Origin of the sequence: Nocardia sp. NPDC087230 (assembly GCF_044744725.1) — a bacterium.
Taxonomy (GTDB): domain Bacteria; phylum Actinomycetota; class Actinomycetes; order Mycobacteriales; family Mycobacteriaceae; genus Nocardia; species Nocardia canadensis.
Map to the genome: position 1 here is coordinate 72,933 of NZ_JBIUYV010000010.1, position 25,503 is coordinate 98,435.

General features: G+C 69.9%; 27 protein-coding genes. 5 read left to right on the forward strand and 22 right to left on the reverse strand.

Annotation, left to right across the window (positions count from 1 at the left end; translation table 11 throughout):
* Positions 1 to 39: 39 nt before the first annotated feature.
* The 3 genes from ACIO52_RS27025 to ACIO52_RS27035 all read right to left on the reverse strand — a co-directional run bounded on the left by ACIO52_RS27025 (position 40) and on the right by ACIO52_RS27035 (position 3,583).
* On the reverse strand, positions 40 to 1,176 hold the full coding sequence (locus tag ACIO52_RS27025; protein WP_218718490.1) for a serine/threonine-protein kinase: 1,137 nt from the start codon (positions 1,174 to 1,176) through the stop codon (positions 40 to 42).
* 89 nt (positions 1,177 to 1,265) lie between these two features.
* A complete protein-coding gene (locus ACIO52_RS27030) occupies positions 1,266 to 2,858 on the reverse strand; it encodes a serine/threonine-protein kinase (RefSeq protein WP_402647801.1) in 1,593 nt (530 codons plus the stop codon).
* Between the two features lie 302 nt (positions 2,859 to 3,160).
* A complete protein-coding gene (locus ACIO52_RS27035) occupies positions 3,161 to 3,583 on the reverse strand; it encodes an uL11 family ribosomal protein (RefSeq protein ID WP_218718492.1) in 423 nt (140 codons plus the stop codon).
* 271 nt (positions 3,584 to 3,854) lie between these two features.
* On the opposite strand from ACIO52_RS27035, the gene ACIO52_RS27040 reads away from it, so the two are divergent.
* Positions 3,855 to 4,658: a transglutaminase family protein gene (locus tag ACIO52_RS27040; RefSeq protein ID WP_316575562.1), complete on the forward strand. Its 804-nt coding sequence runs from the start codon at positions 3,855 to 3,857 to the stop codon at positions 4,656 to 4,658.
* Between the two features lie 4 nt (positions 4,659 to 4,662).
* Here ACIO52_RS27040 and rlmN read toward each other — a convergent pair whose 3' ends face one another.
* Positions 4,663 to 5,772: a 23S rRNA (adenine(2503)-C(2))-methyltransferase RlmN gene (gene rlmN / locus ACIO52_RS27045; protein ID WP_342802114.1), complete on the reverse strand. Its 1,110-nt coding sequence runs from the start codon at positions 5,770 to 5,772 to the stop codon at positions 4,663 to 4,665.
* Between the two features lie 113 nt (positions 5,773 to 5,885).
* On the opposite strand from rlmN, the gene ACIO52_RS27050 reads away from it, so the two are divergent.
* Complete coding sequence (locus ACIO52_RS27050) at positions 5,886 to 6,260, forward strand: lipopolysaccharide assembly protein LapA domain-containing protein (protein WP_316575564.1); 375 nt, start codon at positions 5,886 to 5,888, stop codon at positions 6,258 to 6,260.
* A 3-nt stretch (positions 6,261 to 6,263) separates the two neighbouring features.
* On the opposite strand, the gene ACIO52_RS27055 is transcribed toward ACIO52_RS27050, so the two are convergent.
* The 5 genes from ACIO52_RS27055 to rpsB all read right to left on the reverse strand — a co-directional run bounded on the left by ACIO52_RS27055 (position 6,264) and on the right by rpsB (position 10,635).
* On the reverse strand, positions 6,264 to 7,160 hold the full coding sequence (locus ACIO52_RS27055; RefSeq protein WP_218718507.1) for a phosphatidate cytidylyltransferase: 897 nt from the start codon (positions 7,158 to 7,160) through the stop codon (positions 6,264 to 6,266).
* Between the two features lie 110 nt (positions 7,161 to 7,270).
* Positions 7,271 to 7,828, reverse strand: a complete 558-nt coding sequence (gene frr, locus ACIO52_RS27060) for a ribosome recycling factor (RefSeq protein ID WP_030202900.1) — start codon at positions 7,826 to 7,828, stop codon at positions 7,271 to 7,273.
* A 49-nt stretch (positions 7,829 to 7,877) separates the two neighbouring features.
* Positions 7,878 to 8,606: a UMP kinase gene (gene pyrH / locus ACIO52_RS27065; protein WP_218718496.1), complete on the reverse strand. Its 729-nt coding sequence runs from the start codon at positions 8,604 to 8,606 to the stop codon at positions 7,878 to 7,880.
* Between the two features lie 232 nt (positions 8,607 to 8,838).
* Positions 8,839 to 9,663 carry a translation elongation factor Ts gene (tsf, locus tag ACIO52_RS27070; RefSeq protein WP_218718497.1) on the reverse strand — a complete coding sequence of 275 codons (825 nt, stop codon included), beginning with the start codon at positions 9,661 to 9,663 and terminating at the stop codon, positions 8,839 to 8,841.
* Positions 9,664 to 9,771: 108 nt separating this feature from the next.
* Positions 9,772 to 10,635, reverse strand: coding sequence for a 30S ribosomal protein S2 (gene rpsB, locus ACIO52_RS27075; protein ID WP_189024364.1), 864 nt, complete (start codon positions 10,633 to 10,635; stop codon positions 9,772 to 9,774).
* Between the two features lie 403 nt (positions 10,636 to 11,038).
* Between rpsB and ACIO52_RS27080 the strand changes: the two genes are divergently transcribed.
* The 3 genes from ACIO52_RS27080 (at position 11,039) to ACIO52_RS27090 (ending at position 12,677) form a co-directional block, all read left to right on the forward strand.
* Positions 11,039 to 11,425 carry a hypothetical protein gene (locus ACIO52_RS27080; protein WP_402647809.1) on the forward strand — a complete coding sequence of 129 codons (387 nt, stop codon included), beginning with the start codon at positions 11,039 to 11,041 and terminating at the stop codon, positions 11,423 to 11,425.
* 193 nt (positions 11,426 to 11,618) lie between these two features.
* Complete coding sequence (locus tag ACIO52_RS27085; RefSeq protein WP_316575567.1) at positions 11,619 to 12,107, forward strand: M23 family metallopeptidase; 489 nt, start codon at positions 11,619 to 11,621, stop codon at positions 12,105 to 12,107.
* A 57-nt stretch (positions 12,108 to 12,164) separates the two neighbouring features.
* Complete coding sequence (locus tag ACIO52_RS27090) at positions 12,165 to 12,677, forward strand: DUF1990 family protein (RefSeq protein ID WP_402647811.1); 513 nt, start codon at positions 12,165 to 12,167, stop codon at positions 12,675 to 12,677.
* A 114-nt stretch (positions 12,678 to 12,791) separates the two neighbouring features.
* Here the strand turns inward: ACIO52_RS27090 and ACIO52_RS27095 are convergent, their stop codons facing one another.
* From ACIO52_RS27095 to ACIO52_RS27155, 13 genes are all read right to left on the reverse strand, one after another.
* Positions 12,792 to 13,100: a DUF202 domain-containing protein gene (locus ACIO52_RS27095; protein ID WP_402647814.1), complete on the reverse strand. Its 309-nt coding sequence runs from the start codon at positions 13,098 to 13,100 to the stop codon at positions 12,792 to 12,794.
* A complete protein-coding gene (locus ACIO52_RS27100) occupies positions 13,097 to 13,462 on the reverse strand; it encodes a YidH family protein (protein WP_218716840.1) in 366 nt (121 codons plus the stop codon). The genes ACIO52_RS27095 and ACIO52_RS27100 overlap by 4 nt, the downstream gene beginning before the upstream one ends.
* A gap of 265 nt (positions 13,463 to 13,727) precedes the next feature.
* Positions 13,728 to 14,651 (reverse strand): tyrosine recombinase XerC, encoded by a 924-nt coding sequence (locus tag ACIO52_RS27105; RefSeq protein WP_218716839.1) that lies wholly within the window; start codon positions 14,649 to 14,651, stop codon positions 13,728 to 13,730.
* A 681-nt stretch (positions 14,652 to 15,332) separates the two neighbouring features.
* Positions 15,333 to 16,475 (reverse strand): DNA-processing protein DprA, encoded by a 1,143-nt coding sequence (gene dprA / locus ACIO52_RS27110; RefSeq protein ID WP_402647818.1) that lies wholly within the window; start codon positions 16,473 to 16,475, stop codon positions 15,333 to 15,335.
* 35 nt (positions 16,476 to 16,510) lie between these two features.
* On the reverse strand, positions 16,511 to 18,019 hold the full coding sequence (locus ACIO52_RS27115) for a YifB family Mg chelatase-like AAA ATPase (protein WP_218716838.1): 1,509 nt from the start codon (positions 18,017 to 18,019) through the stop codon (positions 16,511 to 16,513).
* Entirely contained in the window at positions 18,019 to 18,375 is a 357-nt protein-coding gene (locus ACIO52_RS27120; RefSeq protein WP_218716837.1) for a YraN family protein, read from the reverse strand. The genes ACIO52_RS27115 and ACIO52_RS27120 overlap by 1 nt, the downstream gene beginning before the upstream one ends.
* A 110-nt stretch (positions 18,376 to 18,485) precedes the next feature.
* Positions 18,486 to 18,791: a DUF2469 domain-containing protein gene (locus tag ACIO52_RS27125; protein ID WP_011210678.1), complete on the reverse strand. Its 306-nt coding sequence runs from the start codon at positions 18,789 to 18,791 to the stop codon at positions 18,486 to 18,488.
* Between the two features lie 46 nt (positions 18,792 to 18,837).
* The gene (locus tag ACIO52_RS27130; RefSeq protein ID WP_308248379.1) at positions 18,838 to 19,542 is read right to left on the reverse strand and encodes a ribonuclease HII; all 705 of its coding nucleotides are present in this window, start codon (positions 19,540 to 19,542) and stop codon (positions 18,838 to 18,840) included.
* A 30-nt stretch (positions 19,543 to 19,572) separates the two neighbouring features.
* Positions 19,573 to 20,337: a signal peptidase I gene (gene lepB, locus ACIO52_RS27135; RefSeq protein ID WP_374104830.1), complete on the reverse strand. Its 765-nt coding sequence runs from the start codon at positions 20,335 to 20,337 to the stop codon at positions 19,573 to 19,575.
* Between the two features lie 85 nt (positions 20,338 to 20,422).
* The gene (rplS, locus tag ACIO52_RS27140) at positions 20,423 to 20,764 is read right to left on the reverse strand and encodes a 50S ribosomal protein L19 (protein ID WP_019048201.1); all 342 of its coding nucleotides are present in this window, start codon (positions 20,762 to 20,764) and stop codon (positions 20,423 to 20,425) included.
* Positions 20,765 to 20,928: 164 nt separating this feature from the next.
* Complete coding sequence (locus ACIO52_RS27145; protein ID WP_218716836.1) at positions 20,929 to 21,819, reverse strand: hypothetical protein; 891 nt, start codon at positions 21,817 to 21,819, stop codon at positions 20,929 to 20,931.
* 21 nt (positions 21,820 to 21,840) lie between these two features.
* Positions 21,841 to 24,267, reverse strand: coding sequence for a Tex family protein (locus tag ACIO52_RS27150; RefSeq protein ID WP_218716835.1), 2,427 nt, complete (start codon positions 24,265 to 24,267; stop codon positions 21,841 to 21,843).
* Between the two features lie 47 nt (positions 24,268 to 24,314).
* Positions 24,315 to 25,463, reverse strand: a complete 1,149-nt coding sequence (locus ACIO52_RS27155) for an alpha/beta hydrolase family protein (protein WP_402647825.1) — start codon at positions 25,461 to 25,463, stop codon at positions 24,315 to 24,317.
* Positions 25,464 to 25,503 lie beyond the last annotated feature (40 nt).

Consider the following 25,503-nt stretch of genomic DNA (forward strand, 5'->3'; position numbering starts at 1 on the left):
ACCAGAATATGGCACCCGCCGGGCGGCCCCGACCACCGATCACAGGTTCGACAGCACCCACAGCACGGCGATGATCGACCCGACGACGGCGATCAGGATCAGGAAGGTGGTCAGCACCGAGCCCCACCCGCTGCGCGACGGCGCCGGATACGGCATCGGCGGCGGCACCGGGCGCTGCCACCCGGGCGGCGCGACCGGGCGCGGTGCGACGGGCTGGTACGGGGGTACCGGCGGACGGTTCACCGGGTACGGCACCCCCGACCCGCTGACCGGGCTCATCGGCGCCATCCCGACGAACGGCTGCGGATGGGCACCGGAGGTCGGCCGCACCGTCGCCGCGCCACCGGTGCCGGTGCGCAGCGCCCGCTGCACGGCGTCGACGAATTCCTCGCAGGAGGAGAACCGGTCGGCGGGTCGTTTGGCGAGCGCGCGGGCCATCACGGCATCGAGCACCGGCGGCAGCCCGGCGCGGCGCGGGCTGACCGGCGGGGGCGGTGCCTGCAGATGCCCGGTGATGACGGCGGCCGGGCTGGGCGCCTCGTACGGCGCGGTCCCGGTCAGCAGCGAGTACAGCGTGCAGGCCAGCGAGTACTGGTCGGCGCGATGGTCGAGCGGGACGCCGGTGAGCTGTTCGGGCGCGGCGTAGGCGAGCGTGGCGGTGAACGATCCCGTCTCGGTGAGGTGACCGGAATCGTCTCGCAGCCGGGCGATCCCGAAATCGGTGAGGTACACCCGCTCCTGGCTGTTGGATCGGGCCAGCAGGATATTGGCCGGCTTCACATCTCGGTGCAGGACGCCCGCGCGATGCGCGTAGTCGAGCGCGGCGGCGGTCTCGCCGATGATCTGCACCGCCCGGTCCGGCGGCAGCGACCGCGGATCCAGCATGGACGCGTCGACCCCGTCGATGTACTGCATGCTGATCCACAGCTGATCGCCCTCGACGCCGCGGTCGAACACGGTCACGATGTTCGGGTGGTCGAGCTGGGCCACCAGATCGGCCTCCCGCTCGAATCTGGCCCGGATCTCCTTGTCGGAGTACAGCTCCTGGTTCAGCAGCTTGAGCGCGGTCCAGCGCGGCAGCCGGGGATGCCGGGCCAGATACACCGACCCCATCCCACCGCGGCCCAGCTGCCGGTCGATCGTGTATCCGGCGAATACCGTCCCGTCAGAAACCACTCTGACCCCCGAATCTCGCTCGTCGTCCGACGGGTGTGGACCCTACCAAACACCGTTCGCCGCGGTACGGGGTCGCGCGGACACCGGGGTCAGCCGAGCGGGAAGCCCGCGACGTCGGCGATCAGCGTCGGCATGTTCTTCTCCACCGTGTTGCCCGCGAAGGGGGTGTCGTCGGAGCCGCGATAGAACAGCAGCACCCAGCGCGCTCGGGCAGGTTCGGCGAAGGTCGACACGATCGCGGAGCCGACGTACCGGCCGCCGCTGGACCGTTCCCGGCGGTCGTCGGTGCGGGTGCCGGTGGTCGCCTGGCCGTGGTCCTTCGTCTGCTGCCGGAATCGGCCGACGACGTCGGCGGCGGCCTGGGCCGTGGGATAGGTGAAGAACGCGTAGTGGGTGTCACCGACGAAATTGTCGGCGCAGTTCCACTTCGCCTGGTAGCCGTCGAACGTCTTCATCCACTCCTCGCCGTACTTCGACGCCGTGAGGCGGCCCGAGCACAGCCGATCACCGATGACCCGGCCGCTGCTGTACCCGTCGGGCAGCATCTGCGGGAACGCCGCGTGCAGCGCGTCCATGTCCTGGTGTCCGGCGGAGCGGTGCAGGGCGTCGGCGAGCGGGGAGCTGTCGTCTTGCCACACCCAGTAGGTCGCGCCGAGGATCAGGGCCAGCACCGCGAGCAGGACCACCGGCGTCCAGTTGCGCCGTCGCGGCACCGGCCTCGGCCGCCCGGGATAGGGCGCGGGGGCCGCGAACGGTGGCGGGTACCCCGGAGAGCGTTGCGGCACAGCGGGATGCGGCAACGGTGGATGCGCGAACTGCGGCACCGACTGCCCCGCGAACACGGTCGGCTGTGCCCCGGTGCCGCTGAGCGCGCGCCGCGCGGCCGCGACGAACTCCGCGCAGGAGTCGAAACGGTCGGACGGCCGCTTGGCCAGCGCGCGAGCGAGCACGGTGTCCAGCGCGACGGGCAGATCGGGCCGGTGCGCCCGCAGCGACGGCGGCGGCGATTGGAGGTGGCCCTGGATGACCAGCACCGGATTCGTCGCCTCGAACGGAGCGACGCCGGTGAGCATCGAATACAGCGTGCACGCCAGCGAGTACTGATCGGCGCGATGATCCAGATACGCACCGGTCAGCTGTTCGGGCGAGGCGTAGGCGAGCGTGGCGGTGAAGGTGCCGGTCTGGGTCAGGTGGTGCACATCGTCGCGGGGCCGGGCGATCCCGAAGTCGGTCAGCAACACCCGCTCCCGGCCGTCGGTGTCGGCCAGCAGAATATTGGCGGGCTTGACGTCGCGGTGCAGCACGCCGTTGCGGTGCGCGTGATCGAGGGCCGCCGCGGTGCCCTCCACGATGTGCAGCGCCCGCTCGACCGCCACCGGATGTTCGATGGTCGCCGCGTCGACCCCGTCGACGAACTGCATGCTGATCCACAGCCGTCCGTCATCGACACCCCGGTCGTAGACCGTGACGATGTTCGGATGCTCCAACTGCGCCGCCAGATCTGCTTCCCGCTCGAACCTGGCCCGAATCTCGGTGTCGGCGAACAACTCCGCGTTCAGCAGCTTCAGCGCGATCTGCCGGGGCAACCGCGGATGCCGCGCGAGATACACCGATCCCATTCCGCCACGGCCGAGTTGGCGCTCGATGGTGTATCCGGCGAAGATCGCCCCCTCGGAAATCACTGCCTGCCCCCGAATCTCCCGCGTCGATCGACGCGTCAGGACCCTACCAAAACCCGGATTCGAGGCCGACGGGTCGACTCGGCGCTCGGTATTCGGATCACAGTGACGCCTTGGCCAGACGCGCCGCGAGATCGTCGAGCCACCGCTGGTTGTCGCCCTTGGCGGCCGTTCGGTCCGGCCGCCGGTGCGCATCCCGCCGGTCGGCCACCCTCAACCTAGCGCCTGACCACGCGGGATCGGACATCGTGGCGCGGCGGTCGGCGGGTGCCGCGAGATCGCCCTCCGGCGATGCCGGACGACGCTCAGTCTTCGACGCGCACACCCATCGACCGGGCCGTTCCGGCGACGATCCGCATCGCCGCCTCGACGTCGGTCGTGTTCAGGTCGGGCAGTTTGCGGAGTGCGATGCGCCGCAACTGTTCCCGGGTGAGGGCGCCCACCGGTGTGTGGCCGGGCCGGGGTGAGCCGGGTTTGCCGAGTGCCGCGCGGATCAGCGAGGCCGTCGGCGGCGTCTTGAGCCGCATGGTCCAGCGTTTGCGGGCATCGATCGTGATGACGGCGGGGATGATCTCCCCGCGCCGATCGGCCGTCGCCGCGTCGTAGCGGCGTTTGACTTCGAACGGCGGGATGCCGGTGGGGCCGAGCATCTTGCCGAGAACCATGAGGGAGGCATTGCCCGCCTCGAGTTCGAGAGTGACTGTGACAGAGGCTGTTCCGCGCGCCATAGTCAACGATCTCGGATGCGGGCCTCGTTCCGGTTCCGTGCCGATAACGCCTGGGCCGCAACGTGATCGGCACTCCGCCGACAACCCGGTGGCCGGCCTCGGCACGGGCCCGGATCCCGCGGTGCGGCCGGACCGAAGGTGCCCGGGTCTCACCGATGGCGGCGCTGCCGGTCCGGCACGACGAGGCCGATGCCCGTCCGTTGTGACTTCGCGACCGGCACGCGCCCGTGTTCGAGTCGCCCCGCGCGCCGCGGCCTGTCAGGCTGGAGCCGTGAAGCGTGATGTGTCCGCGAGCATGGAGATCACGGTCCACGCCGACGCGGTGCTGCAGTGGCAGATCGCCGTCGCCCGGCAACCCGGCCTCGATCTGATCGAATCCATGACGTGCGTACTCGACGGCGAGTACGTCACGCCCCGCGAGGTGATCGGCCCGCACCATTCCCGCCTCCACGTGCTCGACGCGCAGGCAGGCACGCTGCGGCTGGACTACCAGGCGACGGTGTTCGGCACCGCGATCCCCGCACCGGCCACCGACTACGAGATCGCGCTGTACCGGCGGCCCAGCCGCTACGCCGAGTCGGACAAGCTGCTCGGCTACGCTGCCGCCGAATTCGGTTACGGCATCGTCGATCCGGACATGGCCGCTCGGGTGGCGGCGTGGGTCGGCAGGCGGATCTCCTATGTCCCGGGCAGCAGCGCTCCGATCGACGGCGCGGTGGAGACCCTGCTGTCGGGCACCGGCGTCTGCCGCGACTTCTCCCACCTGGTGGTCGCGCTACTGCGCGCGGTCGGCGTCCCGGCCCGCGTGGCGGCGGTCTACGCCCCCGGCTGCGTGCCGATGGACTTCCACGCCGTCGCCGAGGCCTACGTCGACGGCGCGTGGCGCGCGCTCGACCCGACCTGCCTGGCGCCACGCTCGAGCCTGGTCCGCATCGCCACCGGGCGCGACGCCTCCGACATCGCCTTCCTGGACAACCACGGCGGCGACATCACGCTCAACACGCTGACCGTGAACGCCTTCGTCGACGGCCCACTGCCCTACGACGACTTCACCCAGCCGATCGGCATCGAGTAGTGGATCAGCCCTCGGCGGCGAGCTGGCCGCAGGCGGCCGCGATCTCCTGGCCGCGGGTGTCGCGCACCGTGCACGAGACGCCCTGGGCGATCACCCGGCGCACGAACTCGCGCTCGACCGGCTTCGGGCTGGCGTCCCACTCGCTGCCCGGGGTCGGGTTGAGCGGGATCAGGTTCACGTGCACGAGCGGGCCGAGGGCCTTGTGCAGCTTCTTGCCGAGCATGTCCGCCCGCCACGGCTGATCGTTGACGTCGCGGATCAGCGCGTATTCGATCGACACCCGGCGCCCGGACTTGTCCGCGTAGTACCGAGCGGCGTCGAGCACTTCGGCGATCGACCAGCGGTTGTTCACCGGCACCAGGGTGTCGCGCAGCTCGTCGTCGGGGGTGTGCAGCGACACCGCCAGCCGCACCGACATGTCCTCGTCGGCCAGCTTGCGGATCGCGGGCGCCAGGCCGACGGTCGACACCGTCACCGAGCGCTGCGAGATGCCCAGACCGTCGGGCGCGGGCGAGGTGATCCGGCGGACCGCGTTCACCACGCGCTTGTAGTTGGCCAGCGGCTCGCCCATTCCCATGAACACGATGTTGGACAGCCGGCCCGGACCGCCGTGGACCTCACCGTCGCGCAGCGCGGCGGCCGCGGCGCGCACCTGGTCGACGATCTCGGCGGTCGACAGGTTGCGCGTCAGCCCGGCCTGGCCGGTCGCGCAGAACGGGCACGCCATGCCGCAGCCCGCCTGGCTGGAGATGCACAGCGTATTGCGGTCGGGATAGCGCATGAGCACGCTCTCGAGCAGGGTGCCGTCGTGGGCGCGCCAGAGCGTCTTGCGGGTGTCGCCCTCGTCGCAGGCGAGGTGGCGGACCACCGACAGCAGCGGCGGGAACAGCGTCTCGCCGACCTTCGCGCGCACGTCGGCGGGCAGATCGGTCATCAGCGCCGGGTCGGCCTGCAACCTGCCGTAGTACTGCCGGGCCAGCTGATCGGCGCGGAACTTCGGCAGTCCCAGCTCCTGCACCGCGACCTTGCGTTCGTCCGCGTCGAGGTCGGCGAGGTGACGCGGGGGCATCCCGCGACGCGGGGCATCGAACACGAGGGGCAGGGAGGTGGCCATAATTCCACCATTGTCCCAAACGCGGCAACGGCCCCGGTGGGCGGGCCGCCACGCCGAACGTCGTTATCGAGAAGATGCGTGCACGGGTGATAGCTGTCGGCAATGATCGAACCATGTCCACCAATGCCGAATCAGGGTCGTCACCGGCCGCGCCCGAGCCCGCGGCGCCGACGAGCGAGCAGACCGACACCACTCCGCACCGCAAGGACACGCAGGCTCCGGCCAAGCGCGTCACCCCGAAGGGTGTGCACGGCTCACGCACCGGCTACACCTGGATCGGCCTGCTCGCCGCCGCGATCATCGGCATCGTCCTGCTGATCTTCATCATCCAGAACCTGGACCAGGCGCAGGTCAACCTGCTGTTCTGGGACTTCTCGCTGCCGCTGGGCATCACCGTGCTGCTCTCGGTGATCGCGGGCGCGCTGGTGATGGGACTCGTCGGCGGGGTGCGGATCCTGCAGCTGCGCCACGCCGCGAAGAAGCCCTGACGCTCAGAGCAGCGCGCTGAGCACCAGCCAGGACACGAACGCCGAGGGCAGCATCGAGTCGAGGCGATCCATGATGCCGCCGTGGCCGGGCAGCATCGTGCCCATGTCCTTGATGCCGAGTTCGCGCTTGATCTGCGACTCGATCAGGTCGCCGCAGGTCGCCACGACCACCAAGCCGATACCGAGCACGACGCCGATCATCGAGTTCGCCTCGAGCAGCAGCGTGACGGTCAGCAGACCACCGATGACGCTGAACACCAGCGAACCGCAGAACCCCTCCCACGACTTCTTGGGGCTGATCGCGGGAACCATCGGATGCCTGCCGAACAGCACGCCGGCGACATAGCCGCCGACATCGGAGCACACGACCAGGATCATGAACGTCAGCACCCGCAGGTTGCCGTCGGGTTCGAGCAGCAGCAGTGTCGAGAACGCGGCGAGCAGCGGGATCCAGGTGAGGGTGAACAGGGTGATCGCGGTGTCGCGCAGGAAGTTCTTGGGCGCGGTGCTCAACCCGTGGTCGAACAGCCGCCACACCATGCAGACCAGCGCTGTCGCGGCGAACGCGCCGACCACGCCTTGGGCGCCCCACGGCCAGCCCAGCCAGAACACCGCCTGGCCGCCGACCAGCAGCGGGATCCGCGGGACCAGGACGTCGGCCTCGCGCAGTCGCTTGGCGACCTCCCAGGTCGCCACGCCGACCGCCGCGCCCGCCACCCCGATGAACACCTTGGGGACGAACAGCAGGATCGCGATGAGCGACAGGCCGAGGCCGAGGCCGACCGCCAGCGCCGCGGGCAGGTTACGACCCGCGCGCGACGTCGGCGCCTGCGGCTCGGCAGGCGCCACGTCGTCCGGTGTGCCTGCCGCCGCGGCGGTCTCCTCGACCCGGTCCGGCATCGGCTCCGGTGCCGCTCCGGTGGCGGCGGCGTCTTCGGCCACGATTGTCCCGTCGCTCAACTCGTCGTTCCGTTCATCCCCCGCACGAGCGGGACTGGCGAGATCTGCGCTCAGACCTCGAGCAGTTCGGCTTCCTTGTGCTTGACCAGCTCATCGATCTGGCCCACGTACTTGGCGGTGGTCTTGTCGAGCTCCTTCTCGGCGCGCCCGACCTCGTCCTCACCCGCCTCGCCATCCTTCTGGATCCGGCCGAGTTCGTCCATCGCCTTGCGCCGGACGTTGCGAATCGAGACCTTGGCGTCCTCGCCCTTGCCCTTGGCCATCTTGACCATCTCGCGGCGACGTTCCTCGGTGAGCTGCGGCACCGTGATGCGCAGGATGTCACCGTTGTTGGTCGGGTTCACGCCCAGGTCGGAGTTGCGGATCGCGTTCTCGATCGGGCCGAGCTGGCTCTGCTCGTAGGGCTTGATCACCACCATGCGCGGCTCCGGCACGGTGATGCTCGACATCTGGGTGATCGGCGTCAGCGACCCGTAGTAATCGACCACGACACGGGCGAACATGCCCGGGTTGGCGCGGCCGGTGCGGATGGTTCCGAGGTCGTCCTTCGCCACCGAGACGGCCTTCTCCATCTTCTCCTCGGCATCGAAGAGCGCTTCATCAATCACGACCGGTTCCTCCACAGCGTCGTCATCGTCATCTTCCGCGGTTGCGGGATCAGGACCGAACCAAGGTGCCGATGTGCTCACCGGCGACTGCGCGGGCAATGTTGCCCTTGGTCAACAGATTGAACACCAGAATCGGCATCTGGTTGTCCATGCACAAGCTGAAGGCGGTCGCATCGGCCACCTTCAGCCCCTTCTCGATCACTTCCTTGTGGGTGATCTCGGTGAACATGCTCGCGTTCTCGTCGACGCGGGGGTCGGCGTCGAAGACGCCGTCGACGGCCTTGGCCATCAGCACCACGTCGGCGCCGATCTCGAGCGCGCGCTGGGCGGCGGTGGTGTCGGTGGAGAAGTAGGGCATGCCCATGCCCGCACCGAAGATCACGACGCGGCCCTTCTCCAGGTGCCGCTTGGCCCGCAGCGGGAGGTACGGCTCGGCGACCTGCCCCATGGTGATGGCGGTCTGCACACGCGTGTCCACCCCCTGCTGCTGCAGGAAGTCCTGCAGCGCAAGGCTGTTCATCACGGTGCCGAGCATGCCCATGTAGTCCGAGCGGGCGCGTTCCATGCCGCGCTCCTCCAGCTCGGCGCCGCGGAAGAAGTTGCCGCCACCGATCACCACGGCCACCTGCACGCCGGTCTCGACGATCTCGGCGATCTGCTCGGCCACGGTCTGCACGACATCCGGGTCGAGGCCGACCCCGCCGCCACCGAACATCTCCCCACCCAGCTTCAGCAGCACCCGGTTGTATCCAGGGCGGTCGGTACCCGGGTCGGTCATGGGTGTTCGTCTCCTTCGGCAAGGTCGATATGGGTCGAACTGCGGGCACGCGAATCGGCCACACAGCAAGGCGAAGCGGCATCCATCCTGCCTTATCCGGTTCGCGTCACCGCACAAGACCCCCTTGCGCAACGCGGAGACCCCGGAACCAGGGGCAGGTGCCGTCAGGAATCGGCAAGAGCCCCTCGGGGGCAGACGGACGCTGCTCCCGAGGGGCTCTCGTTCAGGCGGATCAGGCCTGGCCGACCTCGAAGCGGGCGAAGCGGGTCAGGGTGACACCGGCCTCGTCCAGAAGGGCCTTGACGGTCTTCTTCGAGTCGGTGACCGACGCCTGCTCGAGCAGGACGACGTCCTTGAAGAAGCCGTTGACGCGACCCTCGGTGATCTTCGGCAGCGCGGCCTCCGGCTTGCCCTCTTCGCGGGCGGTGGCCTCGGCGACGCGACGCTCGTTCTCGACCAGCTCGGCCGGAACCTCGTCACGGGTGACGTAGCGGGCCTTGAGCGCGGCGACCTGCATGGCGGCGGCGCGGGCGGCCTCGGCGGCGGCATCGCCTTCACCGGTGTACTCGACCAGCACGCCGACGGCGGGCGGCAGGTCCGACGCACGCTTGTGCAGGTAGGTGGCGACCGGGCCCTCGAAGGAGATGACGCGACGCAGTTCCAGCTTCTCGCCGATCTTGGCGGCCAGCGCCTGCACGGCCTCGTCGACGGTGCCGTTGTCGAGCTTGAGCGCCTTGAGGGCGTCGAGGTCGGCCGGCTTGCCTGCGGCGGCAGCGGTGACGACGGCCTCGGCCAGCTCCTGGAACTCCGCGTTCTTGGCGACGAAGTCGGTCTCGGAGTTGATCTCGACCATGACGCCGTCCTTGGCGATGACCAGGCCCTCGGCGGTCGCGCGCTCGGCGCGCTTGCCGACATCCTTGGCGCCCTTGATGCGCAGCACCTCGACGGCCTTGTCGAAATCGCCGTCGGACTCGGCCAGCGCGTTCTTGCAGTCCATCATGCCGGAGCCGGTGAGCTCGCGGAGCCGCTTCACGTCAGCAGCGGTGTAGTTCGCCATCGGGGGCGAGCCTCCTCGTGTGTGGGGTGCTTGGGTGTTTACACCACCTTGCCGACCGCTTCTGAATTCAGAAGGGCCGGCAAGGTGAACGTAGAGCTACCGATCAGCTCAGAAGTCGGCCGGGGTGTGCTGCGCCGGGTCGGCCTTGACCTCGGCCTCGGCCTCGGCGGGCGTCTCGACGGCAGCTTCGGCGGCCGGGGTCGCCTGAGCCAGCAGCTCCTGCTCCCACTCGGCGAGCGGCTCACCGGCGCCGGCCTCGGGCTTCGCGTCGCCGGAAGCCTGGCCCGCGCGGGCCTGCACGCCCTCGGCCACCGCGGAGGCGACGACCTTGGTGAGCAGAGCGGCGGAACGGATCGCGTCGTCGTTACCCGGGATCGGGTAGTCGACCAGGTCGGGATCGCAGTTGGTGTCCAGGATCGCGATGACCGGGATGTTCAGCTTGCGCGCCTCGCCGACGGCGATGTGCTCCTTGTTGGTGTCGACGACCCAGATGGCCGAAGGCACCTTGGCCATGTCGCGGATACCACCGAGGGTGCGGTCCAGCTTGGTCATCTCACGCGTCAGCATGAGGATTTCCTTCTTGGTGCGACCCTCGAAGCCACCGGTCTGCTCCATGGCCTCGAGCTCCTTCAGGCGCTGCAGGCGCTTGTGGACGGTCGAGAAGTTGGTGAGCATGCCACCCAGCCAGCGCTGGTTGACGTAGGGCATCCCGACGCGAGTCGCCTCGGCCGCGATCGACTCCTGGGCCTGCTTCTTGGTGCCGACGAAGAGAACAGTGCCACCGTGGGCGACGGTCTCCTTGACGAACTCGTAGGCCTTGTCGATGTAGGTCAGCGTCTGCTGCAGGTCGATGATGTAGATGCCGTTGCGGTCGGTGAAGATGAACCGCTTCATCTTCGGGTTCCACCGACGAGTCTGGTGCCCGAAGTGCGCGCCGCTGTCGAGCAGCTGCTTCATAGTTACGACAGCCATAGCTCCCGTATCTCTCTTTCGTTGCCGGTTGACGCAGCCGATCGGCGATCGACTGCCCTGGCGCCACCGAAACCGCCGGACCCAGGTCTGCGAGACCGGGACCAGCCGACGATTCCACTGTTCATCCGTTGGAGAACTCGCGCGAACATGCCCTCACGGACTGCCTGCGTATGCGAGCGGCGACCGGATGGACGAGCACGGGTGGCGCGCGAAGTCGGTTCCTGCTGTGCCCAGCACAAACCGCGTTGATCAGTCTACGCGGAGCGGGGCCAGGCCCGAAATCGCCCCCTGACAGCGCCCGCCGAAACAGGTGGTGAAGTGCGCGGTATCCACATCCGGCGAGGTTGTCCCCAGTTGCCGGATCGGAGGTCTGCCCGGGGTGATCTCCCCCGAGAGTAGGGGCATGAACACCTTCCCACGAACCCTGATCTCCACGATTCCGCTGCTCTGCGCCACGGGGGTGCTGGCGGCGCCCGCCGCGGCGCATCCCGGTGCGGAAACGCCCGTCACCCCGGTGTGTGGCGCGGCCGCCGTCGCACCCGAGCGGCACGGGGCGGCGGCGCCTCCGCGTGGTGACGCGCCGCCCGCGCCGGTGCCGGTTCGGGTGACCGTGCGCGATCTGACGACCGCTGCGGGCCCGGCCGGTGATCGCGGGCGGGCGGCGCCCGTGGAGGTGCAGATCGTCGTGCGAGGCGGTGGATCGGCGGCGGAGTTGCCCGCCGCGCTGCGCGATCTGGTGCAGACGTTGATCACGCCACAGCGTGTGCCCGCGCCGCGACCGCATCGTTGAGCTGGTGCGAGCCCCATGCCTGGTGGCGTCTGTCGTCGGAGAGCCAGCGGTGCTGCCGGTTCCGAGTCGGTCGAGCGCTCGACCGAGCCGGGGTGCCCGAGCACATCGCTCGCCCCGGGCGAACCTCCGGGCAGGCGCGAGTTTCGGGTTACCGCGACGCGTGCGGGCGGTGGCGGTCGTCTGTGCGGCGGTGATGGTGGCGGGGCCGGCCTGCGGTGGCGCACCGGCCGCCGGGGCCGAGCAGGGGATGTTCGGGTGGCCGCTGCGGCCGCGGCCGACGGTGGAACGGCGGTTCGACAAGCCGGTGCGGAACTGGCTGCCGGGTCATCGCGGGGTCGATCTGGCGGGCAGCGAGGGACAGCCGGTGCTGGCGGCCGGGGACGGCATCGTCGTGTTCGCCGGTGTGGTGGCGGACAAGCCGGTGGTGTCCATCGACCATCCCGGTGGACTGCGCACCACCTACGAACCGGTGCGGGCACACATCGCCGTGGGGAGCCGGGTGAGCAGGGGCACGCCGATCGGGACCCTGGTGGCCGGACACGAGGGGTGTCCGGCCACCGCGTGCCTGCACTGGGGTGCGCGCCGGGAAGCGAGCGAGCACGCGCGGCGCGAGTACATCGATCCGCTGGGTCTGCTGCACGAGGTGCCGGTCCGGTTGAAACCGCTGGCACCCGCGCTGTGACGAACCACTCGGCCGCACCGGGTTCATCGCGCCCGAACGCGGGACGACAATCGGGGTGTGCCAAAGGAATCAGCGCCCTTCACCTACCCCGAGGTGGGTGCCACCCGTGGCACCTTCCCCGCGGGCTACGACCGGTTCGAGCTGCGGCGCCCGATCGGCCACGGCCGCGCACTGTTCGACCGGACCGCCACCCACATCCTCGCGTTCGGGATCCAGAAGGGCGCCGGTGTCTTCCATCGATCCGATACCGACACCGCGGTGGCGGGAACGGAATTGACGGTGCGCATCGGTCTCGGCCCGGTCGGCATCGTCGCGCCGTGCCGGGTCGTCTACGTGCTGGACGACCCGAACCGCCGCGGCTTCGCCTACGGCACCCTGCCCGGGCATCCCGAGATCGGCGAGGAACTGTTCGCCGTCGAATACGACCCCACCGACGACACGGTGTACGGCCTGGTCACAGCGTTCTCCCGCCCGGGCGCCTGGTACGTGGCGGTCGGCGGACCGGTCGTCCGGCTGATCCAACGCTGGTTCGCCCATCGCTACCTGAAAACCTTGCCTACCAGCGACTGAGCATCACAGCCCGCGCTCGGTGCCGACTTTGTGCCCGCGCTCGGCGCGCGACACGAGGAGATCCACGGCACGGTCGCTCTCGAACGCCCTCGCCCACGAGATCCGTCTCGCTGATCAGTCGATCAGTCCGGTGACCAGCACCCCGGCGACCCCGATGAGCGCCATCATCGCGACAGCGACGGCGGTGGCGGTCACGACATGTCGCCCGGCCTCCACCCGGCCCTGATGGAGCGCGCGACCTCGGAACCATCCGAGAAAGCTCAGCAGCAGGGAGACTGCCGCGGCAACCATCGGCAGCGCGTTCGTCGGCCACCCGTCCGCCGTGACCTCATGGGCGAACAGCAACGCACAGCCGGCTGCGCCCAGGGAAGTCCGCCGCCAGGCCAGTGCCGTGCGTTCCATCGCCAAAGTCGGGGGCGTCACGACAGCAGCACCGCCAGGCAGGCGAGTGCGGCGACGACAGCGACTCCGACCGACAGCACGGGGACCAGGACGGTTCCCGGTAGTGGTCGTCCGGTGCGCATCGCGACGTCTATCCGCTGCCAGTGTCGGAACGCTCCCAGCGCTACCGCGAAGGACATCACCAGGCAGCTCACGGCGATGATGCCGCCGAGTCCGGCCAGGCGGAGCGGCTGGACCAGTGTGTGCACGGCGACGCCACCGGCGAGCAGACCGAGCGCCGTGCGTACCCAGGCCAGGAATGTCCGCTCATTGGCGAGGGTGAATCGATAGTCGAGTTCCTCTTCCCCGTCCTCGGATTCACCCCCGACATCGGGCAATGCCATCGCCGACCACCTCCGAACCCCATCTTGCCGTGCGCGCGCCTACCGGCCGGGCAACGCGCCGACCGCTTCACCTTGGCACCGACCGGGCCGATCGCGACGTGGCGAACTCACCCGTCATCGCGCCAGGTCGTGCAGGCCGGCGAGCGCGCAAGGCCAGGGATCGTCGGCTGGCAAACCGCAGGGCGGACTACCGCACGCCGGGAATCGCCTACTCGCACGGCAGTCGCTCGCCAGTGAGCGTGGGCCTGCGCGACCTCGCCTGCGTTCAGGCGCGGGGATGGGCCTGGTCGTGGACTCGTTTGAGGCGTTCCACGGAGACGTGCGTGTAGAGCTGGGTGGTGGCCATGCTGGCGTGACCGAGGAGTTCCTGGACGACGCGCAGGTCGGCGCCGCCCTCGAGCAGGTGGGTGGCGGCGGTGTGGCGCAGGCCGTGCGGGCCCATGTCCGGAGCACCGGGGATCGCCGAGACGACCTCGTGGACGACGGTGCGGGCCTGGCGCTGGTCCAGGCGGCGGCCGCGCTGACCGAGCAGCAGTGCCCGGCCGGAGTGCTCGTTGGCCAGGGACGGTCGGCCCGCACGGAGCCAGGCGTCGAGTGCGGTGTCGGCGGGGCCGCCGAAGGGCACCGAGCGTTCCTTGTTGCCCTTCCCCAGGACGCGCACGAGAGCACGCTCCCGGTCGATGTCGTCGATGTCGAGGCCGCACAGCTCGCTGACCCGAATGCCGGTGGCGTACAGCATCTCGACGATCAGCCGGTCCCGTAGCGCCATCGGGTCCTGCTGGGCTGCCCCTGATTCCGCCGCGTCCATCGCCTGCACGGCCTGCCTCTGCGCCAGGACCGCGGGCAGTACCCGGTGTGCCTTCGGCGCCCGCAACCGCAGACCCGGGTCGATGGGCAGGCGTCCGGTCTCGGTGAGCCAGGCAGTGAAAGTCCGTGCGGCAGAGGCGCGCCGCGACAGTGTCGTCCGCGCCGCGCCCGACGCCGCCAGCTCGGCCAACCACGACCGCAACAGCGACAGATCCAGTTCCCGCACCGACGAATCCGCCGACCGCGCGTACAGATGTTCCAGCAACGACCGTACGTCCCCGACGTAGGCCCGCACCGTATGCGCCGACCGATTCCGCCCCAACCGCAGATGCCGCCCGAACTCCGTGAGCAGCGCGGTCAGGTCGTCGGGCAACACATCCATTCCCCCACCGTCGCCCGTCCAGCCACCCCACGCAACCCACCACGCCGCGCGACCCAGACCCTCGACCATCCCCGCTCACCGGATACGCACGTGGCGCGGCGCACCGCACGTAGTCTCGCGCTGACTGCCTGCGGTCCGATTGCACAGCGGTCTCCTCGCCGGCAGCGCCCCGTATGTCGCCCCGGCACTCCGTACTTCCGCCCCGGCTCATCCGCGGCACCGGCACCGCGCAGCTCAGGCAGCGTGCGGCACGGTCCCCGGTGCGATCACTATGCGCGGCAACAGCCTGGCAATAGGTGAGATTCCCCCGCGTCGCGCGGCGTGCGGGTGAGGGAGGCGTGTTTGCGGGGCGGAAGGGGCGTGTTTGCGGGGTAAGCCGTAGGTCGGGAGTTCGGCCTGGTCGGAATCCGGTACGCCGCAGTTTCCGTCGCCGAGGGCCACACGAGCCGACCAGGGGCGCACTGCATCGACTGCATGGACGTCTGCGGCCGACACGACCGACTACGCGGACGACCGCGACCGGCTGCGGCTGACGCGCGGGGGACGCGATCTGCGGACACGGTGATCTCGTCTGGTGCGCGAGAGGACGCGATCCGCGCACCCGGCTGTCACGGTGCCGTTGCGCCGTTACATCGCACCGGCGCACAGGGTCTCGGTTGGCGTGCGCCGGTCGAGGCCCCTTCATCTCGACCCCCGGCCTCGGGTGCGGAACCAGCCGTCGGAATCGCACCCGACCAACTCGGCGAGTTCCAGGCCGACCAGGACAGCGCGGACCGTCGCGACGTCGAGGCCGGATTGGTGGGCCAGGTCCACGGGGAGGCGGGAGCCGATGGCGGGGAGGGCCGCGTAGACGTCGGCTTCGGCGCCACGCAGGTGAGCGGCAGGGTCGGGGGTGTCATCGGTGACGGGGAAGCGGAGGGGGCCCGCCTCGTCGATGACGTCTTCGGCGCGGGTGACGAGCACGGCTTCGCCCTCGCGGATCATGCGGTGGCAGCCGACCGAGGACGCGGACCCGACGGGGCCGGGGACCGCCATCGCGGGGCGGCCGAGACGGCGGGCCCATTTCACGGTGTTGCGGGCGCCGCTGCGCAGGCCGGCTTCGACGACGAGGACGCCGTCACCGAGAGTGGCGATGAGCCGGTTGCGGGCCAGGAATCGATGCTTCTGGGCGGTGGTGCCCGGCGGATATTCGCTCAGGACCAGGCCGGTCTCGGCGATGGCGGACAGCAGGCGGTCGTGCTGGGCGGGGTAGGGCCGGTCGACACCACAGGCCAGCACGGCCACGGTCGGGCCGCCGACGGCGAGGGCCGCGCGGTGCGCCGCCGCGTCGATGCCGAAGGCCGCGCCCGAGACGATGGTCCAACCGCGCCCGGCCAGGTCGCAGGCGATCTCGCTCGCCACCTGCACCCCGTAGCCGCTGCTGCAGCGCGAACCGACCACGGCGACAGCGCGTTCGGACGCCGTCCGCAGCGAGAGCGGGCCGCGTGCCCACAGCACCAGCGGCACCGCGCCCTCGCGGTCACGCTCGCTGTCGAGCTGGTCGAGGCCCAGCATCCGCCAGCCGGGCCACTCGTCGTCGTCGGGGGTGATGACCCGCCCGCCCAGCCGCTGTATCGCCGCCAGATCGTCGGCCGCCGTGTCGATCTCCCGCCGAGCCGCCGTCGGGCCACGCAATGCCTCGGGCAGTTCGCATTCGCGCACGGCCCGCGCCGCCTCGCACACCCCGACCGAGGCGATCAGCGCCGACAACGGCGCGCACGGCCCCTGTACCACCCGCGACAGGTATACCCAGGCGAGTCTGCGCTCGTCGACGTCCAACGCCACCGGTGAATTACCGGCCGCCGCGGCACGCGGCCCACTCACTGGGCGCCTCGCTGCCGGAAGTTCAAGGCCGACAGCACGTCCTGCACGCTCGGGATCTCCCCGCAGCGCAGGTCGCAGATCGTCCACGCGACCCGGATCGCCCGATCCGCGCCTCGGGCCGACATCCGCCCCAGCCGCAAGGCCGTCTCGATGGGTGCGATCGACTCCCGAGGCAACCGGAAGCGCTGCCGCAGAACATGTCCCGGCACCTCGGCATTGGTGGCCCAGCCGTCGGCGCTCCAGCGTTGCAGGGCCAGCCCACGGGCCCGAGCGACCCGCGCGGCGACACCGGCGCTGCTCTCGACCTGCGCGTCACCGAACGTCGCTCCCGCCTGACCGTGCATCTGCACCCAGATATCGATGCGATCCAGCAGCGGCCCGGACAGCTTGCCCAGGTAGCGCCGCCGGGCCAGCGGCGCGCAGATGCAGTCGACGTCGCGAGCCGGCGCGCACGGGCAGGGATTGGCCGCGAGCACAAGCTGGAATCGGGCCGGGTAGCGCGCGACACCGTCGCGCCGGGCGATCCGCACCTCGCCTTCCTCGAGCGGAGTGCGCAGTGCCTCCAGCACTTTCGTGCCGATCTCCGCGCATTCGTCGAGGAACAGCACCCCGCGATGTGCCCGGCTCACCGCGCCCGGCCGAGCCATGCCGGAACCACCGCCGATCATGGCGGTGACCGAGGTCGAGTGATGCGGGGCGACGAACGGGGCCAGCGTCATCAGCGGCTGTTCGGCCGACAGCGAACCCGCCATCGAGTGGATCGCGGTGACCTCCAGCGATTCAGCCTCCGACAGGGGTGGCAGCAGACCTGGCAGGCGTTGCGCCAGCATCGTTTTGCCGATCCCGGGCGGCCCGGTCAGCAACAGGTGGTGGCCGCCGGCCGCCGCGACCTCCAATGCCCAGCGGGCCTCGTCCTGACCGACGACATCGCTCAGGTCGCCGCTGGGCGCCTGCGCCCCGGGGACCCTCCCGTCCGGTTCCAGCAGACTGCCTTCACCGCGCAACCAGGCGACCACCGCGCGCAGACTGACCGCGCCGAGCACCTCGATTCCCTCGACAAGCCCGGCCTCGGCCACCGCCGCCGCGGGCACCACCACCGTCGGCACGCCCGCGGTGCGCGCGGCGATCACCGCGGGCAGCACCCCGCGCACCCGTCGCACCCGGCCGTCGAGGGCCAGCTCGCCCAGCAGCACGGTCTTGGCCAGCCGCTCCCCCGGCACCGCACCGGACGCGTCCAGGACCGACACCGCCAGCGCCAGGTCGTAGACGCTGCCCACCTTCGGCAGCGTGGCCGGGGACAAGGCCAGGATCACCCGGCCGTCGGGCCACTTCTCCCCCGTGTTGGCGACCGCCGCGCGCACCCGATTGCGCGATTCCTGCAGCGCCGTGTCGGGCAGGCCGACCAGGTTCACCGAGGGCAGGCCCTGGCCGATATCGGCCTCGATCTCGACCAGTTGACCGTCGACCCCGGTCACCGCCACCGACAACGCGCGACCGAGCGCCATCAGAAGGCTCCGGCCAGGTGGTCGATGACGGGCCGGTGTCCGCGCGGGACCAGCACCGACACCACGTCGAACCGGATCCGCCGCCACGGGCCCTGCTGCTCGGCCAGCCAGAGCAGCGCGAGCCGACGGATCCGCTGCTGTTTGCTGAAGGTGACCGATTCGGCCGGGGTGCCGAACCCCAGGCCCGACCGCGTCTTGACCTCGACGAACGCCGTGACCGTCGGGTCCTGGACGATCAGATCCAGTTCGCCGTAGCGGCATCGCCAGTTGCGGGCGACGATCTCCATCCCCGACTCACGCAAGAACTGCGCGGCGAGCTTCTCCCCGTATGCGCCGAGCGCCTGTTTGTCTGCCACGGGTCGAAGCATGACGATCGACTCCGTCGCGCCCGGTCCGGTGACCTGGGCGAACAACAACTCTGTGGACAACCGCCGACCTGTGGACAACCAGGCCGGCGGTGCGCCGCCTACTCCGGCAGGCGCAGGTCCGGCTTCTCCAGTTCTTCGATGTTCACGTCCTTGAACGTGATCACTCGCACGTGCTTGACGAAGCGCGCCGGACGGTACATGTCCCACACCCACGCATCGCTCATCCGCACTTCGAAGTAGACCTCGCCGTCGGCGTTCTGCGGCCGCAATTCGACAGAATTGGCCAGGTAGAAGCGACGTTCGGTCTCCACCACGTACGAGAACTGGCCGACGATGTCCTTGTACTCGCGGTACAGCGACAGTTCCATCTCGGTTTCGTACTTCTCGAGGTCCTCAGCACTCATCGGGTGGGCCGTCCTCCTTCTAGCAGCGCCGCGTTCATAGTGGACATCATCGCGCATGCGCGGCACGAGTAGCCACTCGGCTACCGCCGGGCACCTCGAGTTCGCGCACATTGCGCCAGGACCGGCGATGTTCGGTGCTCGGTCCGAGCTGCCGGAGCGCGGCGGTGTGCTCGGGCGTGTTGTAGCCCTTGTGCGCCGCGAAACCGTACCCGGGCAGCTGCCCGTCGAGCTCGACCATCATCCGGTCCCTGGTCACCTTGGCCAGAATGCTGGCCGCGGCGATGCATGCCGCGGTGGCGTCGCCGCCGATGACCGGCAGCGACGGCGCGGGCAGCCCGGGGACCTTGAAGCCGTCGGTCAGGATGTAGCCGGGCGTGCGGCCCAGCCCCGCGACGGCCCGGCGCATCCCCTCGATATTGGCGACGTGGATCCCGATCGAGTCGATCTCCCATGCCGGCACCACGACGACGCTGTAGGCCAGCGCCAACCGCTGGACGACCGGGAACAGCTCCTCACGGGCCGCCTCCGTGAGTTTCTTGGAGTCGTCGAGGCCCGACAGCTTGTCGTAGGCCTTGGGCGCCAGCAGGCACGCGGCGACCACCAGCGGTCCGGCGCACGGGCCGCGGCCCGCCTCGTCGACACCGGCCACCGGGCCGAGGCCGCCGCGGATGAGCGCCGCCTCGAGCGTGCGCAGGCCCCCGGCCCGGCGCATCACCACCCGCGGCGGCCAGTTGGTCCGATCCTGCCCCACAGTTCGATTGTCCCCGTGTCTCGTCGCGTGTCAGTTTTCCTGCGCGTTCTGCGTCTTCACCGGCCCCATCCGGCTCGGCGGCCAGATCTTGAACACCGTCTTGCCGCGCACGTTGTCCACTGGCACGGTGCCCTGCAGATCGTCGCTGACGTGGGCGCGCGAATCGGCCGACTCGTTGCGGTTGTCGCCCATCACCCACAGGTTGCCCTCGGGCACCTTCACCGGGCCGAACACCCGGCCCGCCGGGTAGACCGCGTTGGGGCGGTCGGTGAACCAGGGGTAGTCCTTCTTGATGTACGGCTCGTCGAGCGGCTTGCCGTCGACCATCACCCGGCCCTGCGGATCACAGCACTGCACGGTCTGCCCGCCGACGGCGATGACGCGCTTGACCAGATCGTTCTCGTCCGGCGGGACCAGCCCGAAGTAGGACAGGAAGTTCTGCAGCCCGCGCACGACCGTGTTGTCGGAGCGGACCGACTTGTAGTGCCCGTTCCACGACGGCGGGCCGACGAAGACCACGACGTCGCCGGGGCCGGGATCGGAACCGTAGTAACTGATCTTCTCGACATAGATGCGGTCGCCGATCAGCAGCGTGTTCTCCATCGACTGCGACGGAATCACATACGGCCGTCCGACGAAAGTCACCATCAGCGCGGCGATCACAGCCGCGATCACGATCAGAATCGGCAGCTCCTGCCAGAACGGTCGCTGCTTCTTGTCGCCGCGCTTGCGCTCGCGCCGCCCACCTTCGTCGCCCGAATCGGACACCGACACCGACCCACTTTCGTCTGCCACGCCGAACAGAGTAGCCCGGCGCCCCGACCGAAGTCGGAGCGCCGGGCTACCGGAAAATTCTGTGCTGCGAACAGCTACCGCGAGATCAGCGCTTTTCCTTGATCTTGGCGGCCTTACCGCGCAGATCGCGCAGGTAGTACAGCTTGGCGCGACGCACGTCACCGCGGGTCACGACATCGATGTGGTCGATGTTGGGGCTGTGCACCGGGAAGGTGCGCTCGACACCGACACCGAAGGACACCTTGCGGACCGTGAAGGTCTCGCCGATGCCGCCGCCCTGACGCCGGATCACGACGCCCTTGAAGACCTGGATGCGCTCCTTCGAGCCTTCGATGACCTTCACGTGCACGTTCAGGGTGTCGCCCGGACGGAAATCGGGGACATCGCTACGCAGCGACTTCTCGTCGACGAAGTCAAGGGTGTTCATTTTCCACCTTTTCGGATTCTTTGCGCGAACAGAGGAACCTGGCGGCACTGACGCGCTCGACCGGTTCATGCTCAGAACAGGAGTGCTCACGGACACAACTCGGCCGAGGCAACCGGTTCATTGTGCCAGACCAGGCACTCCGGACTGAAATCGGGCGACCCCGGTCACTCGCCCGCGGTGGTGTCGGCCGTGGCCTCGGCCCGGCTGCGCGGGAGCAGATGGGGATGGGGCGGCGGTGCGGGCGGTGCCGCGACCACCCGGCGCGCGAGCTCGGCTTCGGCCGCCGTCTTGGCGTGCTCGACATCGGGCTTGCCCGCGATCAGGTCCTGGATGAAGATCTTCGCGCGGATCACCGGGCGCCGATAGCGCCGTTCCCTGGCGATGGCCCGGTTCATGGTCTTGTGCCGGTTGCCGTAGCGCCAGCGCGCCCACGGCGCGCCCGGCCTGCTGAGCCGGATCGCGCCGATCAGCAGCAGCGGGGTGAAGAACATGCCGAACAGGCCCGTCCAGATCTTGCCCTTGGCGATCACCACCGCCGCCAGTCCCAGATTCAGCAGCAGGGTGCCCAGGACCGCGATGCGGACGCCGATGCCGCGCGACTGCCGGAAGTCGTCGTAGTCGAGGAAGGTCGCCGGTTGCACGCCGAGCAGCAGCAGGCCGGTCACCGCGAGGGCGACGAAGACCGCGTCGACCGAGGTGCGGCCCTGCTCCTCCCAGTAGACGTCACGCAGGTAGAAGATCAGCGCGAACTCGTCGAGCACCAGCGCCGCGCCGACCCCGAACAGGGCGGCGAGCACGCTGGAGGTGACCTGGGTGGAGTCCTCGGCGGTGGCGATCAGCCCGATGCCGGTCAGCAGCACCGTGATGACGCCGAAGACCATGTGGTGGATGTGGGTGTCGCCGGCTTTGACATTGCCCGGCCACCAGCGCACGTTGGCCCGGATCATCCGCACGCTGATCCGGATGACCACGAAACCGAGGATGAACCCCAGCAGGAAGCACAACAGGGGCAGGCGGCCGTGCGCGATCACATCGTCTTCGAGCCACCGTCGCATGCCGCCCGCCCTGTCGTCGAGTTACTTGCCGCCGAATCCCGCCCGGCGCAGCGCGTCGGCCATCGATCCGCTCGGCTCGGCCGCGGGCTTGCGCTGGTTGCCGCCACGCCCCTGTGGGGCCTGGCCACGTCCCTGCGCCTGTCCACGATCCGAGCCCTGACCACGGCCGCCCTGCGGACGACCCTGACCACGGCCCTGGCCGCGCGGTGCGCCGCCACCACGATTGTCCCCCTGGGCCGGCTTTCCGGGCTCGTCGTCGAGCCGCAAACTCAGCCCGATGCGCTGGCGGGCGACGTCGACCTCCAGCACCTTGACCTTCACGACGTCACCGGACTTGACCACCTCACGCGGGTCCTTGACGAAGGTGTGCGACATGGCCGAGACGTGCACGAGACCGTCCTGGTGCACGCCGACGTCGACGAACGCGCCGAACGCGGCCACATTGGTGACGACGCCTTCGAGCACCATCCCCGGTTTCAGGTCGGCGACCTTCTCCACGCCCGCGGCGAACTCGGCGGTCTTGAACTCCGGTCGCGGGTCGCGGCCGGGCTTCTCCAGCTCGGCGATGATGTCGCTGACGGTGGGCACACCGAACTTCTCGTCGGTGAAGTCGGCGGGCCGCAGCGCGCGCAGGGTGCCGGTGTTGCCGATGATCTCGGCCATCGGGCGGCCGGTGTGCTCGAGGATGCGGCGCACCACCGGGTAGGCCTCGGGGTGCACGGCGGAGGTGTCGAGCGGGTCGTCGCCGCCGCGGATGCGCAGGAAGCCCGCGCACTGTTCGAAGGCCTTGGGGCCGAGCCGGGGCACCTCGAGCAGCGCGGTCCGGCTGCGGAAGGGGCCGTTCTGGTCGCGGTGGGCCACAATGCTTTCCGCGACCGAGCCGGAGACACCAGACACGCGCGAGAGCAGCGGCACCGAGGCCGTGTTGACGTCGACGCCGACCGCGTTCACCGCGTCCTCGACCACCGCGCCCAGCGAACGGGCCAGCAGCGTCTCCGAGACGTCGTGCTGGTACTGGCCGACACCGATCGACTTGGGATCGATCTTCACCAGCTCGGCCAGCGGGTCCTGCAGGCGGCGGGCGATGGAGACCGCGCCGCGCAGCGACACGTCCATGTCGGGCAGTTCGGCCGAGGCGTAGGCCGAGGCCGAGTACACCGAGGCGCCCGCCTCCGACACCACGATCTTGGTCGGTTTGTTCTCGGGGATGCGCGAGATCAGTTCGGTGGCCAGGGCATCGGTCTCGCGCGAGGCGGTGCCGTTGCCGATGGCGATGAGCTCCACGCCGAACCGGGCGACCAGCGCGGCGAGCACGGCCAGCGACTTCTCGGTCTGGCCCTGCGGCTTGTGCGGGTAGATGACCTCGGTCGCCACGGCCTTGCCGGTCGAGTCGACCACCGCGACCTTCACGCCGGTGCGGTAGCCGGGGTCCAGGCCCATGGTGGTGCGGGTGCCCGCCGGTGCGGCCAGCAGCAGGTCGCGCAGGTTCGCGGCGAACACGTCCACCGCGTCCTTCTCGGCGGCCTGGCGCAACCGCATCCTGGTGTCGATGCCGAGGCTCACCTGCAGCTTGGTGCGCCAGGCCCAGCGCACGGTGTCGAGCAGCCAGGAGTCGGCCGGGCGGCCCTGGTCGGCGATGCCGAAGGCGACGGCGATGCGGCCCTCGTAGATCGTGCGCTCGCCCGGCGCGGGCTCCTCGGTGTCGGGCTCGAGGTGCAGGGTGAGCACCTCTTCCTTCTCGCCGCGCAGCAGCGCGAGGATCCGGTGCGAGGGCAGCTTGTGGAACGGCTCGCTGAATTCGAAGTAGTCGGCGAACTTGGCGCCCGCTTCCTCCTTGCCCGCGCGGACGGTCGAGGTGACCTGACCGCGGTTCCACATCAGGTCACGCAGCTCGCCGACCAGGTCGGCGTCCTCGGCGAAGCGCTCGACCAGGATCGCGCGGGCGCCCTCGAGCTGTTCGGCGGTGTAGCCGGCCGGATCGGTGGTCGGGTCGCCGATCAGCGCGTCGGCCACCGGCTCGTGCCCGGCCTCACGCGCGATCTGCGCCTTGGTGCGGCGCTTGGGCTTGTACGGCAGGTAGATGTCCTCGAGGCGGGCCTTGGTCTCGGCGAGCATGATCTGCTGATGCAGCGCCGGGTCGAGTTTGCCCTGGCCCCGGATGGATTCGATGATCGCGCCGCGCCGCTCGTCGAGCTCGCGCAGGTAGCCGAGCCGTTCGTCGAGCTGACGCAACTGGGCATCGTCGAGGCCGCCGGTGACCTCCTTGCGGTAGCGCGCGATGAACGGCACCGTCGAACCGCCGTCGAGCAGTTCGACGGCGGCGCGGACCTGGGTCTCGCGCACCCCCAGTTCGTCGGCGATCCGCCTGCCCACGCTGGCGAGGATGGTCGTGCTGTCGGTCGGAGTGCCGTTCGACGTCGAACGGGCGGTCTCGGGCGCTGTCGTCACGACCGCAGAGACTACAGCGCTTCCCCGACACCCGGCCGACTCCCAGGTCAGCGGACCGTCGTCACCTCGGCCTCGTTCGCGGGACGATCCAGCGGTGTATCGGTGCGCTCGCGCAGGAACTTGTCGAACATCGCGGCGACATAGGTGCGCACGAGAAACGCCATCCGATCAGGGTCGATGGTGCCGATGTACCGCGCGGCGAGCGGCCGGGCCGATCCGGGCACCAACCACGGCATGTCGGTGAAGTCGTAGTGGGCCGAATTCGCAATGGCGAGATGGCGTTTCCAACCGGTCGCGGACCGCCAGAAGGCGTCGAGCGAGGGATTGGCGTCGCCGACCTCCTCGATCTGGCTGCTGGTCAGCACCAGCGTCGGTCGGTCGACGCCCTCGGTCACCGCGCGGCCGAAGGCCTCGTCCACCCCGAGCTGGCCGTCCAGATCGACGGCCGCGTCGATGCGCCGGTCCTCGTACATGGCCTCCACCGCGGTGTAGCCACCGGAGGAATGGCCGACGGCACCGACCCGGCCGAGGTCGAGCACCCGGCCCAGATCCGAAGGCAGAGCGTCCCGCTCGGCATCCGGGTTCTCCCCGCTCGCGAGAAGGGTGAGGCTGTCGAGGACGAGGCGGACGTCGAGCAATCTGGCCTCGATGTACTTCGCGCGGATGGCGGTGTCGAAACCGTTCGGCGCGGGCGCGGGGCGCACGATCCGGCCGCCGGGAAACTCGACGGCGGGCCCGGTTTCGTAGGTGTGGTCGACGGTCACGACGACGTAGCCGCGGGAGGCGAGGTCCTCGGCGAGACCGGTCCCGAGGATCCGCGAGACGCCCGCGCCCGGCGTGTACAGCACGACCGGGTAGCTGTCGCCGGTCCGCGCGGGCGCCCCGCGAGCGGCATGGGTCAGCGCGCCGGGGAGATCGATGCCCAGCGTCTGCTCCAGCCCGGGAATCAGCTCGGTCGAGACGTAGTGCCCGCGCGGGTACCGGTCCACCTCCGTCGCCGGATAGAACACCGAGACCATCAGTTCCCTGGCCACGTCGGGCGCGAACGGATCGGGCCGATCCGCGTCTGCCAGATGCAGGGTGGTCGTCCCCACCGGGAACGCACCGGTCGGGCTCGGCAGCACCGCGATCCCCGGGTCGGCGCCCGCGGTTCCCGCACTCGCCGCGACCAGCGCGCAGACCGACATCGCTACCATCGTCGCTCGACGGATCACCGTCTCCCCCACCATCATCGGA

Excerpts from the sequence above, each read along its gene's own strand:
- ACIO52_RS27035 (WP_218718492.1), bottom strand. The coding sequence starts at position 3,583 with ATGGCGCGCGGAACAGCCTCTGTCACAGTCACTCTCGAACTCGAGGCG.
- rlmN (WP_342802114.1), bottom strand. The coding sequence starts at position 5,772 with ATGGCCACCTCCCTGCCCCTCGTGTTCGATGCCCCGCGTCGCGGGATG.
- ACIO52_RS27050 (WP_316575564.1), top strand. The coding sequence starts at position 5,886 with ATGTCCACCAATGCCGAATCAGGGTCGTCACCGGCCGCGCCCGAGCCC.
- ACIO52_RS27055 (WP_218718507.1), bottom strand. The coding sequence starts at position 7,160 with ATGCCGGACCGGGTCGAGGAGACCGCCGCGGCGGCAGGCACACCGGAC.
- pyrH (WP_218718496.1), bottom strand. The coding sequence starts at position 8,606 with ATGACCGACCCGGGTACCGACCGCCCTGGATACAACCGGGTGCTGCTG.
- tsf (WP_218718497.1), bottom strand. The coding sequence starts at position 9,663 with ATGGCGAACTACACCGCTGCTGACGTGAAGCGGCTCCGCGAGCTCACC.
- rpsB (WP_189024364.1), bottom strand. The coding sequence starts at position 10,635 with ATGGCTGTCGTAACTATGAAGCAGCTGCTCGACAGCGGCGCGCACTTC.
- ACIO52_RS27080 (WP_402647809.1), top strand. The coding sequence starts at position 11,039 with ATGAACACCTTCCCACGAACCCTGATCTCCACGATTCCGCTGCTCTGC.
- ACIO52_RS27085 (WP_316575567.1), top strand. The coding sequence starts at position 11,619 with ATGGTGGCGGGGCCGGCCTGCGGTGGCGCACCGGCCGCCGGGGCCGAG.
- ACIO52_RS27100 (WP_218716840.1), bottom strand. The coding sequence starts at position 13,462 with ATGGCATTGCCCGATGTCGGGGGTGAATCCGAGGACGGGGAAGAGGAA.
- ACIO52_RS27105 (WP_218716839.1), bottom strand. The coding sequence starts at position 14,651 with ATGGATGTGTTGCCCGACGACCTGACCGCGCTGCTCACGGAGTTCGGG.
- ACIO52_RS27115 (WP_218716838.1), bottom strand. The coding sequence starts at position 18,019 with ATGGCGCTCGGTCGCGCGTTGTCGGTGGCGGTGACCGGGGTCGACGGT.
- ACIO52_RS27125 (WP_011210678.1), bottom strand. The coding sequence starts at position 18,791 with ATGAGTGCTGAGGACCTCGAGAAGTACGAAACCGAGATGGAACTGTCG.
- rplS (WP_019048201.1), bottom strand. The coding sequence starts at position 20,764 with ATGAACACCCTTGACTTCGTCGACGAGAAGTCGCTGCGTAGCGATGTC.
- ACIO52_RS27145 (WP_218716836.1), bottom strand. The coding sequence starts at position 21,819 with ATGCGACGGTGGCTCGAAGACGATGTGATCGCGCACGGCCGCCTGCCC.
- ACIO52_RS27155 (WP_402647825.1), bottom strand. The coding sequence starts at position 25,463 with ATGGTAGCGATGTCGGTCTGCGCGCTGGTCGCGGCGAGTGCGGGAACC.